Source organism: Chryseobacterium rhizosphaerae, assembly GCF_003385455.1.
Classification (GTDB): domain Bacteria; phylum Bacteroidota; class Bacteroidia; order Flavobacteriales; family Weeksellaceae; genus Chryseobacterium; species Chryseobacterium rhizosphaerae.
The window spans coordinates 184,348-200,269 of sequence record NZ_QNUF01000003.1 but is presented as its reverse complement, the minus strand read 5'-3'; the positions used below and the strand labels follow the sequence as shown (position 1 = coordinate 200,269).

Genomic DNA, 15,922 nt, shown 5'->3' with positions numbered 1-15,922 from the left:
ATAGGTGCTTGGTAGGGTTTTTGCTTAAAAAAACACGTACCAAGACCGTTTTTTCATGAAGTCGAATCAGATACTGCTATTTATACATATTGTTATTGCTGTTTTATTGCTCTGCACATTGGGAAATGCATGGGTTCCTCCAAATATTTTTGGGAACCTTAATCTTCTTTCTCTGGGTTTCCCATATCTGATGTTCGCATATCTTATTCTTACGGTGGTATGGATTTTTAAAAAGCAAAAAGTAGCAGTAGCCTTTGCTTTGGGGATCTTTCTGTTTTACAATCCAATAAGAAGATGGGTTAATTACTCTCCGAAAGTAGAGAATGTAAAGACAATAAGAGATATCAAAGTTCTGACCTTTAATGTAAAATATGGGGATTACGGATGGGATAAGATAAAGGATTATATTAAAGAACAAAATGCCGATATTATCCTGGTACAGGAAAAAGACACCAACCGTGCATTAAGACAGGATCTTGTAAAATACCCTTCAGTTATTCTTAAAACAAAACATAAGATTGTAAGACAGGCCGAAATTATTGAAGAAAAAGCAAGAGGTAATTCTTTCTATGCAGATATAGATATCAACGGAAAAATTGTAAGAATTGTCAATGTATACCTGGAGCCGTTCCGCCTTCATAAATCTATGTTTACGAAGCTGGATGCCTTTGGGGCAGGTAACATCTCTGCTCTTCTTTCCCATATGATTCCTACTTTTCAGGCCCATGAGGACCAGGTGAAGAAAATAAGAAAGATAATAGACCTTTCTCCTTATCCTGTTATTTTAGCAGGAGATTTTAACTCTGTTCCCAACTCTTATGAGTATTATAATTTGGGAAAAGATCTTCAGGATGCCTTTTTGGTTGCAGGAAAAGGAAGTGCAAGTAGTTTTCATGACTATAAAGTACCGTTGCGAATAGATTATATCTTTACTTCAAAATCAATCATTCCTTTAAGCTATAAGGTAGATCATTCTGTGAAATTATCGGATCACTATCCTGTAATTGCAGAATTTCTACTAAATTAGTTCCATGAAAAATTTACTTTTTGCGGCTTTTATTTTGGTCATTTTGTTCATAGCGTGTTCTAAAAAAGAATCTGGGGGTTTTGGAGCCGAACAGGAAGTTAAAATACAGTATGATACTACAGCCGTAGATTCATTTTCAACGGGTGCTGTTTCAGTAGATATTGCCAGAAAGATAAGAATGTCTTCTCCGCAGTATCTGGACTCCGTAAAACAGGTTAAAAAGCTTCAGGAAGAAGAAAAGAAACTTAAAGAAGAGCTTGATAAGGAAGCCAAAAAGAAACTGGAGGAAGAGAAGAAGAAAACAGATGCTGAAAAGAAGCAAAAGGTTTCAGAAGCCCCCTCTGCAGCCGATACCAAAACCAAAACAGAATAAAAAACATCATTTAAAGTATACAATATGAAAAAAAACATCTTAGCAGCATTGGTGATCTCAGTATTCGCCATGGCTTGCACAAAATCGACGACAAAAACGGAACAGGTAGAAAATTCTGACGGATCAATGACCACCACCACAACTACCACTACAGAAACACCTTCTGACATTGTTGATAGTTCAAAAGTCAACAAAACAAAAGAAGACATTAAAACAAAGGTAGATGAGGCCGGAAATAAGATTGATAACGCTGCCCAGAAAGCGAAAGATAAGATTGATGCCACAGCTGATAAAACCAAACAGGACCTTAACAAGGTAGGAAAGGATATTAAAAGTGGAGTACAGGAAGCAGGAAAAGATGCTAAAGAGGCCGCCAAAAAAGGAGCTTCAAAAGTAGAAGACGCTGCCAAAAAAGTAAAAGAAGATTTAAGTAAATAAAAAAAACCGCAGTTCACTGCGGTTTTTTTTATGTTGTGTCCCGTTCTGAAAAAATTCTACTTATTCAGTTCCAGTAACGGATCTATATATTCTCTGTCATTGCTCAGTCTTGGTACTTTATTCTGACCTCCAAGCTTTCCTTTAGATTCCAGCCAATGATAGAATAAGTTGTGCTTGGCAATGTGAACCACCGGTCTTTTCAGTGTTATATTGTTATATCTTTTAGCTTCGTAATCCGAATTGATGGTTTTAAGATGTTGATCAAAAGCATCTATAAACTGATCCAGGTTATTGGGGTGATGGCTGAACTCAAAGATCCATTCATGGGCTCCGCTTTCATTCTCTTTCATGAAAACAGGGGCTCCGGTAAAGTCTGTAACCTGAGCGCCAGTAGCTTCGCATGCTCTGGAGAGGGCAGATTCTACATTCGTAATCATCAGTTCTTCACCGAATGCATTGATATAATGTTTTGTTCTTCCCGTTATTTTTATTCTGAAAGGATTAATCGAGGTGAAGACTACCGTATCACCAATCAAATACCTCCATAATCCACCATTGGTTGTAATCACCATGGCGTAGTTTTTACCAATTTCAACATCTTCAAGGTTCACCACTTTCGGATTGGAAAAATGGAACTGGTCCATTGGAATAAACTCGTAAAAAATGCCATAATCAAGCATAAGAAGCATTTCATCGCTGTCTGATCTGTCCTGGATACCAAAGAAGCCTTCCGAAGCATTGTATATTTCGTAGTAATTGATGTTTTTTCCGATGATATTGCGGTATTGCTCCCGATAGGGCTTAAAACTTATTCCACCGTGAAAAAACACCTCTAAATTAGGCCACAGCTCTGAGATGCTGCCAACCTCTGTTTCCTTCAATACCCTCTGCAGGAGAACCATCATCCAGCTGGGTACTCCAAGGATGCTTCCTACATCTTCATTCTTCACTTCCGAAGTAATGGCTTTTAATTTACTTTCCCACTCAGACATCAGAGAAACTTTCTTACTGGGAGTCGTTGTGATTTCAACCCAAAAAGGAAGATTATCAATAAGAATGGCAGAGAGATCTCCAAACTTGGTATTAAAATCTGCATAGAGCTCGGAGCTTCCCCCCAAACGGAGATTCTTATTGGTGAAAAGCTGATTTTCAGGATGATTGTTTGCGTAAATAGAGACCATGTCTTTTCCTGCTTTCATGTGGCAGTACTCAAGACTTTCTGCTGAAATAGGAATAAATTTACTCTTGGCGTTGGTGGTTCCTGAGGACTTGGCAAAATGTTTAATAAGGCCTGGCCAGCTTACGTCTTTATATCCCTGTCTTGCTCTTTCAATATAAGGTTCAAAGTCTTCGTAGGTGACAATCGGAACCTTATTTTTAAAGTCCTGATAACTCGAAATGGAATTGAATCCATGTAGTTTACCATATTCTGTATCTTCTGCATGAAACAGCTGAGAGAACAATATGCCCTTCTGGGTCTCAATGGGATGATCCATAAAATTTTGTATCTGATCTATCCTTTGACGGATAAACCAGTTAACTACAGTATTGAAAAGTGCCTTGGTTGCCATTCCAACAAATATAATAATATTTGATTTTTTAGAGAATTTTTTATGATGTTAAATAAAAAAACCGTTACAAAATGTGTAACGGTTTGCTTTTTAGCTTATTGGTTTCTTAGCAATACTCATCATAAGCAGCCTGAAGGTTAGCGGCAATAGCCCCTGCAGGGTTCCCTTCAATGTGGTGTCTTTCCAGCATATGAACTAATTCTCCATCTTTAAAAAGAGCAACACAAGGAGAGCTTGGTGGGAATGGAGCAAGGTGTTTTCTTGCTTCTACTACAGCTTCAGTATCAAATCCTGCAAAAACAGTTGTTAAGTGGTCTGGCTTTTTATCTCCTGTTAAAGAATATACTACACCAGGTCTTGCTGCTCCTGCAGCACATCCACATACTGAATTGATTACTAATAATGTAGTTCCTGACTGCTTTAACGCTTCTTCTACCTGAGAAGGAGAAGTTAAATCCTGGAAACCTTTATCTGTAAGTTCAGCCTTCATAGGCATTACTAAATCTGTTGGATACATATATTTTGTTTTTTATCGCTACAAAGTTAAACAATTCTTTACGTTTGATCAATATATAATAACTATCGCTGGATTAGTCATATAAAATTAATGTAATATTAATATTTCAACAATATTTGAAAAAATATGAATTTAAAATAGGAATAATAAAATATTTTTATTAAATTTGAAATGATTCTGAAAAAACAAACGACCATGAAAAAAACAATTACGGCTTTCCCTCAGGCTAAGAATTTATTTAACTCGGTATAAATCGCAGTTAAATCTTCTTTTTTTCAGTTTAAATTGAGCTGAATAATAAACTTTTAATATCCAAAAAATGAATCCCGGGACTGTAGAGTTCCGGGATTCTTTAATCAAATCGATATGCAAAGGTTGAATATCCTATAGTTGTGAGAATTCACTTGCCAGACTCCGGGATATACCCAAAATCCGTACCCGGAATTCTGTTATGAAAGAAGCTTTTTAACCATCTCGGAAATACTTTTTCCGTCAGATTTTCCGGCTAATGCTTTTGAAGCAGCTCCCATTACCTTTCCTAAATCCTTAATAGATTCGGCTCCGGTTTCAGAAATAATAGTTTTAATTTCTGTTTCTAATTCTTCAGGAGAAAGTTGTTTTGGTAAAAATTTCTCAATGACTTTCATCTGTGCATCTTCTACTTCTGCCAGATCTTGTCTGCCCTGAGCAGTAAACTGTTCAAAAGAATCTTTACGCTGTTTGATCATTCTCTGAAGGATCGCAATTTCCTGTTCTGCAGAAACTTCAGCCCCTCTGGCTTCCGTTTTCAGAAGAAGAATTTGAGATTTTACAGCACGGAGAGAGTCTAAAGCAACTCTGTCTTTTTCTCTCATAGCTGTTTTTATAGCTTCGCTAATTATATTTTCTAAACTCATGTTGATATGCTTTTGGCTTTTGGCAATTGGCTATTAGCTTTTGGATATGGCTAGCAGCCAGTTGCCATTAGCATTAATCTACGTCTTTATTTAAAAACCTGTTTTCCTTGATTTGCATAGACCCGTTGTTATCAGACAGATAGGTGTTGATGTTCTGGTCTGATGCATTCGTTCCGTCAATTGAAATATTTTTTCTCTTGAAAGCAGGAATAGACTCAAATTCACTTGTGCTGTCAAAACTTTGGTAACGGGAATTGAATTCTTTTAATTTATTTCTTCTTTCAAAAATTCTTTCCTGATCCACAGCTTTATTGACGAAAGTGAATTCTGATTCTTCAGATTTTGGAGTTTCAATTTCTGTCTTTGTTTCCGCCTTTATTTCTTCCTGTTTCTGGAAGAAGGTTTCGATCTTTTGTGCAGGTTCAGCTACAGCACTGGTAGGAGCATTAAACTCCGCTTTAGGCTGTCCAAAGTCTGTCTTTGGCTCGTTTCTGCTGGATTCATTGACAAAGAAATTGAATTCTACAGGTTTTTCCTCAGAGAAAGAATTGTTAAACGTACTTCCAGACTGAGGTTCCTCTTTTTTATTTTCAAAATCAAAAGAGAAAGACTGGATCTCCAAATCGTTAGGATCTTCATTCTCTTCATCAATTGAAAATAAGCTGAAACCGTCCTGGTCATTTTCTTCTTCATTTCTCCAGTTTTGCTCAGGAGTGTTCAGAGTATCTTCTTGTCTGTCAGCGAATTTTATTTCCGTTTTAATCTCCTCTTCTTCAATAATCATTTTTTTTTCGATAGATGTAGCCCCGAACTGTGGAGTATCGTGGTCTTCGTCATCTAATCTAAAAAGATTTTTTCTGCTAAAATCATGTGATGCCTCAGGAGCCGTTTCTCTTTCTTCTCTGGTTTTGAAAGGAGAAGACTTTGGAGCATCATAATTATCATTCAGACTGATTCTGATCTTTTCTGTAGGGCCTGCAAATTTTTTGTTGTCATTAGAAAACCCTGTAGCGATTACAAGAACACTTACAGCATCTCCTAATTCTTCATCAGCACCCACTCCAAAGATGATATCAGCCGTATTTCCGGCTTCTTTCTGGATGTGGTCCATAATGATACCGATTTCATCCATGGTTACTTCTTCTGCACCACTTCTGATCAGCAATAATACATTTTTAGCACCTGTAATCTTATTGTCATTTAATAACGGAGAATCAAGAGCTTTTCTTACTGCTTCTTCAGCTTTATTTTCACCTGAAGCCGTACCTGTAGACATCAGCGCCGTACCGGAGTTCTGAAGCACAGATTTAGCATCTCTAAAGTCAATGTTTACATCGAAATAACCGGTAATAACTTCCGCCATTCCTTTTGCAGCATTGGCTAAAACTTCATCCGCTTTTGAGAATCCCTGTTTGAATCCAAGGTTTCCGAACTGCTGTCTTAGTTTATCATTGTTGATCACAATTAATGAGTCAACATTATTCTTTAATTTGTCAAGACCGTTTTCGGCCTGATCCAATCTTCTTTTTCCTTCAAAGCTAAAAGGAACAGTAACGATACCCACTGTAAGAATCCCCATGTCTTTTGCTACTTTAGCTATGACAGGAGCCGCTCCGGTACCTGTACCACCACCCATTCCGGCAGTAATAAACACCATTTTAGTGTTCTGTCCCATAGCCGCCTTAATATCTTCAATACTTTCTATTGCAGATTTTTCTCCCACTTCGGGGTCGGCACCAGCTCCAAGACCTTCTGTAATGGTAGTTCCTAACTGAACTTTATTGGCAACAGGGTTATTATCTAGAGTTTGAGCATCCGTATTACAGACCACGAAGTCTACTCCGTGAATCCCTTTTTCGTACATGTGTTTCAGGGCGTTGTTTCCTCCGCCACCTACACCGATTACTTTTATGATCGATGAATTTCCTTTTGGTAAATCAAATGAAAATCCTTGTGTACCTATATTTTCCATAACTATTTTTTTTACAATTGATGAATGATGAGTGATGGCTGATAAATCATTTATCATTGATCATCTATCATTGATAACTTATTCTACTTCTTCAAAGAATTTTTTTACTTTTTCCATAAGCGACTGCCCAAAAGTCAGTTTTGCTCTTCTGTTTTCTCTCTGTTCGTTGGCTACAGGTTGCTCCTGAACGATGGCTGCCTGAGGCTGAACCTGTTGAACAGTTTCTGCCTGTGGAGCCGTTTTTTCAGCCTGAGGCTGTTCATGGGCAACTTCTTCCATTTCATCAGCCGTCTGTTTTTTGTCTCTGATCTTTAAACTCTCCATCAATAACCCGATAGAAGTAGCAAATTCAGGGCCTTTCAGATACTGATTTTTATCGTTCGCAATATATTCATTCGCAAAACCGATTCTACTGTCGAAACCTGTGGTATAATTGGCCAGCTGACGAAGGTGTTTCAAATTTGAACCCCCACCTGTAAGAACAATTCCGGCAATCAGCTTTTTCTTTTGTTCAAAAGCACCGTAAGCCTTCAGCTCTGTGTTTACCATTTCCAAAACTTCTTCTACCCTCGCATTGATAATCTGTGCTAAGGTTTTTAAAGAAATTTCTTTATCCGGTCTTCCGTGAAGTCCGGGAATTGTTACAAAAGTACTGTCTTTTTCCAATTCGGGAACAGCCGAACCAAATTTTACTTTCAGTTGTTCTGCATGTTTCTCGATAATTGAGCAGCCTTCTTTGATATCTTCTGTAATAATTCCACCTCCATATGGAATCACACACGTATGACGAATAATATTATCTTTAAAAATAGCAATATCGGTAGTACCACCACCAATGTCAACGATAGCTACACCAGCTTCTTTTTCTTCTTTGGTAAGAACAGCTTCTGACGATGCTAATGGCTCCAAAGTAAGAGCTTCCATTTCCAGCCCGGCTTCACGGACGCATCTTGCAATATTTCGGATGCTTCCCATCTGTCCTACTACAACATGGAAGTTAGCTTCTAAACGTTTTCCGTGCATTCCGACAGGCTCCTGAATTTCACCTTCGGAATCCACTTTATATTCTTGAGGAAGTACATGGATTATTTCTTCTCCAGGAAGCATTACCAGTTTCTTGACCTGATCTTTTAATGCTTCAATGTCATCATCTGTAATAAATTTATCCGGATGTTCACGCATAATATAATCTGAGTGCTGCAGAGAACGTATGTGTTTTCCTGCAATACCTACCGTTACTTTACGGATAGGAACTCCTGCACTGGATTGTGCTTCGGATACTGCAGCCTTGATTGAATTAATGGTTTGTGAAATATTATTCACAATTCCTTTATGAACACCAAGACTTTTAGCTTTTCCTACACCGAGAACTTCTATTTTCCCATGTGCATTCCGTCTTCCGACAATCGCAACAATCTTTGTTGTTCCGATGTCCAGACCTACTGAATACTCTTGATTTTCCATTTTTATATCGATTTGATTTTTTCTACTTTTTTCCATTATAGGATATCTCCTATTTTGTGTTAAAATGTCCTTTGAGGACTTTTATTCTATTTTCACCTTTGATTTGGGCTTAGGCTTGGACTGTACCGGAGCCTGTGTTCTTTTTACTGTTTTTGTCTTTTCTTTTGCCTGTGTTTTGGGTTTTGTGTTTTCCTTTGGTTTTGATGAGTTCGTTTTTTTTGGTTCAGCTATTTTGGGTTTAGCGTCCGTTTTCTTAGCGATAGCTGTTAGCGACGGCGCTTTTGCCAGTTCAAGTTTTCCTGCTTTCAGAAGACTGTCGTTTTCTTTAAAATAAGGATTTAAAGTGGTCACAATCTGGTTCTGGTATTTTACAGAAATCATACTGTATTTTTGAGGGTCCTGATAGACCAGGTATTTTTCCACAAACGTTTTAAATCCTCTTACTTTAAAATCTATATTATCTAAATCTCCGATTTCCACTCTATAATTTCCTTCGCTTGTCAGGAGATTATAGCTGTCTTTATATTTTGAAATTCCAATAAAATACTTTTTACTGAAATCATCTTTATCAATTTTTTCAACCAGCTCTGCCAGTTTTTCATATTCATCCGGCTGAATATTACCGGTTACCAGCATGCAGGGGTGAGAATAGGTTTTTGAAATAGGAAACTCTATCCCTTTTTCATCTACATAAAAGTCTTTTCCATCTTTATTTAGCCTGAAGACAGGAACCCTCTGCTTGATATCCAGGTTAAGCTTACCATTTAAGTTCAGATATACATTGGCGCTGTCAACAGCGGGCAGAGCATTGATCTTTTTTTCCAGTGAAGGAATATTGAGTTCACCTACTTTTCCCGATGGATTTTCTTTTTTTACAATCTCCCGGATATCTTTTTCATCAACAAAGTAAACCGGAGTTCTTTCGCTCATTTTTACAGAAATTTTATTGTCACTAATCTGTTGATTACCGAATCTCTTCAATGAGAAACTCAGTAACAACCCAAGGATGATTACGGTGACAACAATTTTTAATATTCTGTATTTATTTTTCATATTTCCTGTACAGTGTAAAAAGTACAATGTACTTACGTATTTTATTTACTAATCTCTTTATCAATAATTCTATACCTGTACTTTTTACATCGTACTTTGTACAGAGTTTAACCACTCACAGATAGGGTCATACAGGGTATCAATATTTCCTGCCCCCACTGTAAGAAGGATATCAAAATCCTTTTCTTTTATTTTTTCAAAAGCAGCGGATAAAGCCGATACTTCTTTATTCTCTAAATGTACTTTTTCCAGCAGCCAGCTTGACGTGACACCTTCAAAGTTTTCCTGAAGTTCTCTTGCGGGATAAATATCCAGCAAAATCAATTCATCTGCCTGGCTCAGGCTTTCCGCAAATCCGTCTGCAAAATCTCTTGTTCTGCTGAACAGGTGCGGCTGGAAGACAACCAATAGCTTTTTATCAGGGTAAAATGTTCTGATAGAGCTTATTACAGCATTTGTTTCTGTAGGGTGGTGGGCATAATCATCAATATAAATTTTGCCGTTTTGATAAAAATGTTTGGTATATCTTCTTTTAATTCCCTTAAAATTAGCGATAGCCTTTTTCAGCGTATCAAAATCTGCGCCCAAATTGTGAAGAATAGCCAATGCTACGGTAGCATTTTCCACATTATGGATTCCCGGGATTTCCCAGACAAAATCTTTTACTGTTTCCGTTGGGGTATGAAAATCAAAATAGATTTTATCATGATCCATACGCAGGTTGTCCGAATAATAATCAGCAGGTTCATTTACAGCATAAGTCTGATGTCCTCTGCCTATTTCTATCCCTTTTCTTACAAAGAGTTTTTTATCTTCGGGAACCAATGCTGCAAACTGTCTGAAGCCTTCTTCAATATGGCTTTTATCACCATAAATATCCAAATGGTCAGCATCGGTGGACGTTACTACGGCCCAGTCCGGAGACAGGTTCAGGAAGCTTCTGTCGTATTCATCAGCTTCTACCACAGAATAAGTGGAACCATTGTACAGGAAGTTGGACTTGAAATTTTCAGAAATACCTCCCAAAAAGCATGAGAAAGGCAGATCTGCCTCTTTGCACAAATGCGCCACAAGGGTAGACGTTGTCGTCTTTCCGTGTGTCCCTGCTACTGCGATACAATCTGTATTTTCTGTAATCAATCCCAAAACTTTAGCCCGTTTCAATACTTCAAACTGATTTTGGTTGAAATAATCCAGAATCCCAAGCGTCTTAATAGCCGGAGTATAGATGACCAACGTGTCTTCTTTGTGAAGGGAAGTTATCCTTTCATCAATAAGGTCTTCAAAAACAATATCAATGCCTTCATTCATCAGGTTTTGAGTAAGTTTGGTATTGGTTTTATCATATCCCCATACCTTTTTACCGGATGCATGGAAATAACGGGCTAATGCACTCATTCCAATACCTCCGATTCCAACGAAGTAAAAGTTTTGATATGTTTCTAATTTCTTCATTTTTTGTCTTAATGTAGCAGGTACAAACTATAATGTACTTTTCCTACTTTTTACAGTTTATTAAATATTTCATCTACAATCTCTTTTGCGGCATTAGGCTTGGCAAAATATTTCAGATTGTCGGACATTTCTTTTCTTACACTTTCATTTTCGCAGATCTCTGATAAAACATTCCAGAATTTTTCCTGCATTTCAGAGTCTTTTACCATTCTGGCCGCATTTTTTTCAACCAGATTCATGGCATTTTTGGTTTGATGGTCTTCCGCTGCAAAAGGGAAAGGAACCAACAGTACCGGTTTTTGTGCTACCGCCAGTTCTGATATGGCGATCGCTCCGGCTCTGGAAACAATAATGTCTGCTGCAGAATAGGCCAGCTCCATGTCTTTGATGAATTCAAGGATCTGAATATTTCTGGTATCAACGTCTTTTGTTTCCTCTATAATATCTTTATAATCAAGCTTACCTGTCTGCCAGACCAGCTGATAATCTTTGTTTACGATTTCATTTAAATGAGACTTCCAGGCATTATTTAATGTTCTGGATCCTAAAGAACCTCCTACAGACAGAATGGTAAGTTTGTCCGGATTCAATCCCATTTTCTCTTTTGCCTGAGCTGTTTCCTGCATTCCTGAAATAATAGCCGAGCGGATCGGATTACCCAGAAATTTTATTTTTTCTGCCGGAAAACCTTCTACTTTTGGATAGGCTGTAAAGACAGCTTTGGCTTTCTTACTTAAAATCTTATTGGTCACTCCTGCATGGGCATTCTGTTCCTGTATGAAGATGGGAATTCCCATTTTACTCGCTTCATAAAGGGCAGGGCCGCTAGCAAAACCTCCGGTTCCCACTGCAAAATCAGGAGCAAAGGCTTTGATGATTTTCTTGGATCTGGATAAGCTTTTCAGAATTTTGAAAGGCAGTCCCAAATTGGATAACAGGTTTCCTCTGTCGATTCCGGCGATATCAATTCCTTCTATTTTGTAGCCAGCCTGAGGAACCTTTTCCATTTCCATTTTTCCGTTGGCTCCAATGAACAAAAATTCTGCATCAGGAAATCTTTTTTTGATTTCATCAGCAATAGCGATAGCCGGGAAGATATGTCCTCCTGTTCCTCCGCCTGATAATACTATTTTTAATTTTTTGTTCATATTGAATAGGACTTCGTCCGATTTTTTATTAAATAATCCCTTTGGGACTCTTGGTTTATGCGATATCGTTTATTTCTGCTATGCTTTGTTTTTTGCCCATTCCTTCTTCATCATAAATCTGTATTCTCGAGCTTATATTGAGGATAATTCCTAACTGCAAATAGGTAACGAGCATTGACGTTCCTCCGTAGCTTATTAGTGGCAGAGGCTGTCCTGTTACCGGGATCAGATTCACTGCTACGGCAATATTTACGGCGAGCTGTATAAAAATCATTACCCCGAGACTGAGGACCAGCAACGATCCGAAGAAGGCCGGCATCTTGCTGGCTATCATTACAATCCTTATCATCATGATGAGATAAAGGCTGATGAGGAAAGCGGCCCCGATGACACCATATTCTTCTACAATGACGGCAAAGATAAAATCGGAAGCAGACTGAGGAAGCATTTGCTTTAATGCGCTTTTTCCAGGTCCCATTCCGGTAATTCCACCGTGTACGATGGCTGCCTTTGCCTGCATTACCTGATAATTTTTTGCTTTTACACTTTCATCATCGGTATCTGCAGATTTTGCCTTGCTTGAAGTAAAGGTTTCTACACGGCTCATCCATGTGTGAACACGGTTTCCTCCAATCATATTGGTGTTTAAAGCAATCAACAGAAACAGCACTATAGCAATAAACGAAGCTGAAATAAAGCCTGCAATATACTTCCAGTGAAGCTGTCCGATGACCAAAACAACGACAGAAACCATTAAGATCATTAATGCTGTAGATCCGTTATCTTTCGCAACAAGTACAAAAACAAGAAGAATAGGCCCGAAAATATACATGATATTTTCTATCGGAAGTCTTTCTCTTGTTATTTTTTTTGTTAAATACCGGCACAAATAGATAATCAGCATTAAAAAGGCAAATGATGATGGCTGGAATGAGATGGGTGTTCCGGGGATTTTCAGCCATCTTGAGGCGCTGGCCCCGTCAATGGTCTGACCGGTAAACATGGTAACCACCAATAAAACGATCATCAGACCGAGTAAAATACTGCTGAGCTTTCCGATGTATTCATATTTTACGGTTCCTACCAATCTCATGATTCCTAATCCTAAGACTACAAAGAACATATGTTTGATAACGTGACCGGTAGTGGTCCCGTTATTAACGATGTATTCCAGGTTTGAACTAGCAGAGTATACCGGGAAAATAGAGAAAATGGAGATCACAAGAATGACCATCCAAAGTACTTTATCGCCCTTTAGAAATTCAAATCTGCTTTCTGTGTTCTGTTCGTCCATATTTAATGCTATTGGCTTTTGGCTAATGGCCATTGGCTTTTAATACCTGCTCTTTAAACTGGTTTCCTCTGTCTTCATAGCTTTTGAATAAATCAAAGCTTGCACAGCATGGAGATAATAGGACGGTATCGCCTTTTTTCGCCAGTGATTTTGATATTTCCACTGCTTTTTCCATGCTTGAAGTATCATAAATAAATTCTTTTTTATCTTTAAAGAAATCTATAATCTTCTTATTGTCAATTCCTAAGCAAACAATTGCTTTTACTTTTTTCTTAACTAAATCCTCAATTTCGGTATAGTCATTTCCTTTATCTAATCCCCCTACAATCCATACGGTTGGGGTTTTCATACTTTCCAAAGCGTAATATGTAGCATTAACGTTGGTCGCTTTACTGTCATTGATGTATTTAACGCCATCAATTTCAGAAACAAACTCCAGTCTGTGTTCTACTGCCTGGAATGTCATTAATGAGTTTCTTATGCTTTCATTGTTGATTTCCAGTATTTTACCAGCTATTGATGCTGCTAAGCTGTTGGCAACATTATGGTTTCCCATCAGCGATAATTCTTCAATTTTCATTGAGAAATCATCTTTTACTTTTACGACAATGCTGTCATCATTGATGAAACCCCCTTCAGATAATTTTTCCTTTGTTGAGAAAGGAATCATTTTGGCTTTTATTTCAAGCTTTTCAAGAAGGTTTTTGCTCATTTCATCATCCTTGTTATAGATGAAGAAATTGTCATTTTCCTGATTTTCAGCAATTCTGAATTTTGCTAATGCATATTCTTCATAATTGTAGTTATACTGATCCAGGTGATCCTGGGATAAGTTGAGCAATAAAGAAATATAAGGTCTGAAGTTCTGGATATCATCCAACTGGAAAGAGCTTACTTCCAGTACATAATATTCATAATTTTCATCGGCTACCTGTTTTGCAAAACTGTACCCGATATTTCCTCCCAGTCCTACGTTTAATCCGTCATTTTTCAGGATATAGTAGATCAGAGAGGTTGTTGTTGTTTTTCCGTTGCTTCCGGTAATAGCAATGATTTTTGCATCTGTAAATTCAGAAGCAAATTCAATTTCAGAAGAAAGTCTTATTCCTTTCTCATGAATTTTATAGATAATCTCAGCCTTTTTAGGAATTCCCGGGCTTTTTACGATCCAGTCTGCATTGAGAATTCTTTCTTCATCGTGCGTTCCTTCTTCAAATTCAATTTCATTTTCGGTAAGAAACTGCTTGTAATTATCTTTAATGACTCCTTTGTCTGAAAGAAATACTTCCAAACCTTTCTTTTTAGCCAAATATGCAGCTCCGCATCCGCTTTCTCCTCCTCCTAAAACAACTATTTTCATATTCTTTTTTTGTAAGATGTAAAATGTAAAAATGTATTAACGTAATCTGGTTTTTTAAGATTAATACTTTCTACGCTTAACAATATTTATCTCATTTTTAAGGTGATCAGACACACAATAGCCAGTATTACACCGATGATGATCATTCTGTTCACGATTTTACTTTCGTGGAAGCCATCTTTCTGATAGTGGTGGTGTAACGGTGACATTTTGAATAATCTATTGTTTTGGGCATATTCCAGCCCGTATTTTTTCTTTCTGTACTTGAAAACGACTACCTGAAGCATAACAGACAGGTTTTCAATTAAGAAGATTCCGCATAACACAGGAATCAGTAATTCTTTTCTTAAAATAATAGCTAAAACGGCAATAACTCCGCCCAGCATTAAGCTTCCGGTATCTCCCATAAAGACCTGTGCAGGGTAAGTATTGTACCAGAAAAATCCGATAACCGCTCCTACCATAGCGACGGCAAAAATGGTGGTTTCCCCCATATTCGGGAGGAACATGATATTGAGATAGTCTGCAAAGATGATGTTCCCGGAAAGGTAGGCAAAGAGTGCCAGCGTGAGGAGTATGACGACACTTGTTCCTGCTGCGAGGCCATCTATTCCATCGGTGATGTTGGCTCCGTTTGAAACGGCTGTTACAATGAAAATAACGATAGGTATAAAGACAACCCATGCCCATTCGTGGGCATCTTTATCATTCATCCAAAACAAAATTCCGCTGTAATCGAACTCGTTGTTTTTTGCAAAAGGTACGGTGGAAACAGTAATTTTTTCAGTAGGCATAAAGTTTTGCTCTACATTGTTTCTGTTGACCACCTTTGCATCAGCGTATTTTCTTTTAACGGTAATGTCAGGGTGAAAATACATGGTAACACCCACAATTAATCCTAATCCAACCTGGCCTACGATTTTGAATTTACCACTCAGTCCATCTTTATTTTTCTTGATCTTCTTTAAATAATCATCCAGGAAACCAATGGCTCCCATCCAGAACATTGAAACCAATAACAGAACAATATAAACATTGGTAATTCTCGTAAACAGTAATACCGGAATAATGGTTGCCAAAATGATGATAAGACCTCCCATTGTAGGAGTTCCCTCTTTTTGTTTCTGGCCATCTAATCCAAGGTCACGTACCAGTTCTCCCATCTGTTTTGTTCTCAGGTAGTTGATAACCCTTTTTCCATAAACAAGAGCAATGATAAGAGACAAAAGTACAGCCATTCCGGCACGGAAGGAGATGTATTTCAACATTCCTAATCCCGGAACATGGATTCCATGGTTGGTTAAATATTCGTATAGATAGTATAGCATGTTTCTTTTTTATTTAAATAAATTCA

The 15,922-nt window shown here is 37.7% G+C and carries 14 protein-coding genes; 3 read left to right on the top strand and 11 right to left on the bottom strand.

Going from position 1 to position 15,922, the window contains the following annotated elements:
* The first annotated feature begins 55 nt into the window (after positions 1 to 55).
* From DRF57_RS03875 to DRF57_RS03865, 3 genes are read left to right on the top strand one after another with little or no spacing between them, the layout of a single operon-like run.
* The gene (locus tag DRF57_RS03875; RefSeq protein ID WP_047489784.1) at positions 56 to 1,027 is read left to right on the top strand and encodes an endonuclease/exonuclease/phosphatase family protein; all 972 of its coding nucleotides are present in this window, start codon (positions 56 to 58) and stop codon (positions 1,025 to 1,027) included.
* Positions 1,028 to 1,031: 4 nt separating this feature from the next.
* Positions 1,032 to 1,400, top strand: a complete 369-nt coding sequence (locus DRF57_RS03870; RefSeq protein ID WP_115916993.1) for a hypothetical protein — start codon at positions 1,032 to 1,034, stop codon at positions 1,398 to 1,400.
* Positions 1,401 to 1,424: 24 nt separating this feature from the next.
* Positions 1,425 to 1,838: a hypothetical protein gene (locus DRF57_RS03865; RefSeq protein ID WP_084086922.1), complete on the top strand. Its 414-nt coding sequence runs from the start codon at positions 1,425 to 1,427 to the stop codon at positions 1,836 to 1,838.
* 56 nt (positions 1,839 to 1,894) lie between these two features.
* Here the strand turns inward: DRF57_RS03865 and DRF57_RS03860 are convergent, their stop codons facing one another.
* The 11 genes from DRF57_RS03860 to mraY all read right to left on the bottom strand — a co-directional run bounded on the left by DRF57_RS03860 (position 1,895) and on the right by mraY (position 15,896).
* On the bottom strand, positions 1,895 to 3,409 hold the full coding sequence (locus DRF57_RS03860; protein ID WP_084086923.1) for a GH3 auxin-responsive promoter family protein: 1,515 nt from the start codon (positions 3,407 to 3,409) through the stop codon (positions 1,895 to 1,897).
* A gap of 106 nt (positions 3,410 to 3,515) precedes the next feature.
* Positions 3,516 to 3,926, bottom strand: a complete 411-nt coding sequence (locus DRF57_RS03855; RefSeq protein WP_047489771.1) for a BrxA/BrxB family bacilliredoxin — start codon at positions 3,924 to 3,926, stop codon at positions 3,516 to 3,518.
* Positions 3,927 to 4,375: 449 nt separating this feature from the next.
* Positions 4,376 to 4,822 (bottom strand): GatB/YqeY domain-containing protein, encoded by a 447-nt coding sequence (locus DRF57_RS03850; protein ID WP_084086924.1) that lies wholly within the window; start codon positions 4,820 to 4,822, stop codon positions 4,376 to 4,378.
* 73 nt (positions 4,823 to 4,895) lie between these two features.
* Positions 4,896 to 6,794, bottom strand: coding sequence for a cell division protein FtsZ (ftsZ, locus tag DRF57_RS03845; RefSeq protein WP_084087144.1), 1,899 nt, complete (start codon positions 6,792 to 6,794; stop codon positions 4,896 to 4,898).
* Positions 6,795 to 6,872: 78 nt separating this feature from the next.
* A complete protein-coding gene (gene ftsA / locus DRF57_RS03840; RefSeq protein ID WP_084087146.1) occupies positions 6,873 to 8,258 on the bottom strand; it encodes a cell division protein FtsA in 1,386 nt (461 codons plus the stop codon).
* 81 nt (positions 8,259 to 8,339) lie between these two features.
* Positions 8,340 to 9,311, bottom strand: coding sequence for a cell division protein FtsQ/DivIB (locus tag DRF57_RS03835; RefSeq protein WP_115916991.1), 972 nt, complete (start codon positions 9,309 to 9,311; stop codon positions 8,340 to 8,342).
* A gap of 84 nt (positions 9,312 to 9,395) precedes the next feature.
* A complete protein-coding gene (gene murC, locus DRF57_RS03830; RefSeq protein ID WP_047489761.1) occupies positions 9,396 to 10,766 on the bottom strand; it encodes a UDP-N-acetylmuramate--L-alanine ligase in 1,371 nt (456 codons plus the stop codon).
* Between the two features lie 50 nt (positions 10,767 to 10,816).
* A complete protein-coding gene (murG, locus tag DRF57_RS03825; RefSeq protein ID WP_047489759.1) occupies positions 10,817 to 11,914 on the bottom strand; it encodes an undecaprenyldiphospho-muramoylpentapeptide beta-N-acetylglucosaminyltransferase in 1,098 nt (365 codons plus the stop codon).
* A gap of 55 nt (positions 11,915 to 11,969) precedes the next feature.
* Entirely contained in the window at positions 11,970 to 13,208 is a 1,239-nt protein-coding gene (locus tag DRF57_RS03820; RefSeq protein ID WP_084087150.1) for an FtsW/RodA/SpoVE family cell cycle protein, read from the bottom strand.
* 22 nt (positions 13,209 to 13,230) lie between these two features.
* Positions 13,231 to 14,568: a UDP-N-acetylmuramoyl-L-alanine--D-glutamate ligase gene (murD, locus tag DRF57_RS03815; RefSeq protein WP_047489756.1), complete on the bottom strand. Its 1,338-nt coding sequence runs from the start codon at positions 14,566 to 14,568 to the stop codon at positions 13,231 to 13,233.
* Between the two features lie 86 nt (positions 14,569 to 14,654).
* Positions 14,655 to 15,896, bottom strand: coding sequence for a phospho-N-acetylmuramoyl-pentapeptide-transferase (gene mraY, locus DRF57_RS03810; RefSeq protein ID WP_047489752.1), 1,242 nt, complete (start codon positions 15,894 to 15,896; stop codon positions 14,655 to 14,657).
* Positions 15,897 to 15,922 lie beyond the last annotated feature (26 nt).

Coding starts and splice junctions, on each gene's coding strand:
- DRF57_RS03875 (WP_047489784.1), top strand. CDS start 56: ATGAAGTCGAATCAGATACTGCTATTTATACATATTGTTATTGCTGTT.
- DRF57_RS03870 (WP_115916993.1), top strand. CDS start 1,032: ATGAAAAATTTACTTTTTGCGGCTTTTATTTTGGTCATTTTGTTCATA.
- DRF57_RS03865 (WP_084086922.1), top strand. CDS start 1,425: ATGAAAAAAAACATCTTAGCAGCATTGGTGATCTCAGTATTCGCCATG.
- DRF57_RS03860 (WP_084086923.1), bottom strand. CDS start 3,409: ATGGCAACCAAGGCACTTTTCAATACTGTAGTTAACTGGTTTATCCGT.
- DRF57_RS03855 (WP_047489771.1), bottom strand. CDS start 3,926: ATGTATCCAACAGATTTAGTAATGCCTATGAAGGCTGAACTTACAGAT.
- DRF57_RS03850 (WP_084086924.1), bottom strand. CDS start 4,822: ATGAGTTTAGAAAATATAATTAGCGAAGCTATAAAAACAGCTATGAGA.
- ftsZ (WP_084087144.1), bottom strand. CDS start 6,794: ATGGAAAATATAGGTACACAAGGATTTTCATTTGATTTACCAAAAGGA.
- ftsA (WP_084087146.1), bottom strand. CDS start 8,258: ATGGAAAATCAAGAGTATTCAGTAGGTCTGGACATCGGAACAACAAAG.
- DRF57_RS03835 (WP_115916991.1), bottom strand. CDS start 9,311: ATGAAAAATAAATACAGAATATTAAAAATTGTTGTCACCGTAATCATC.
- murC (WP_047489761.1), bottom strand. CDS start 10,766: ATGAAGAAATTAGAAACATATCAAAACTTTTACTTCGTTGGAATCGGA.
- murG (WP_047489759.1), bottom strand. CDS start 11,914: ATGAACAAAAAATTAAAAATAGTATTATCAGGCGGAGGAACAGGAGGA.
- DRF57_RS03820 (WP_084087150.1), bottom strand. CDS start 13,208: ATGGACGAACAGAACACAGAAAGCAGATTTGAATTTCTAAAGGGCGAT.
- murD (WP_047489756.1), bottom strand. CDS start 14,568: ATGAAAATAGTTGTTTTAGGAGGAGGAGAAAGCGGATGCGGAGCTGCA.
- mraY (WP_047489752.1), bottom strand. CDS start 15,896: ATGCTATACTATCTATACGAATATTTAACCAACCATGGAATCCATGTT.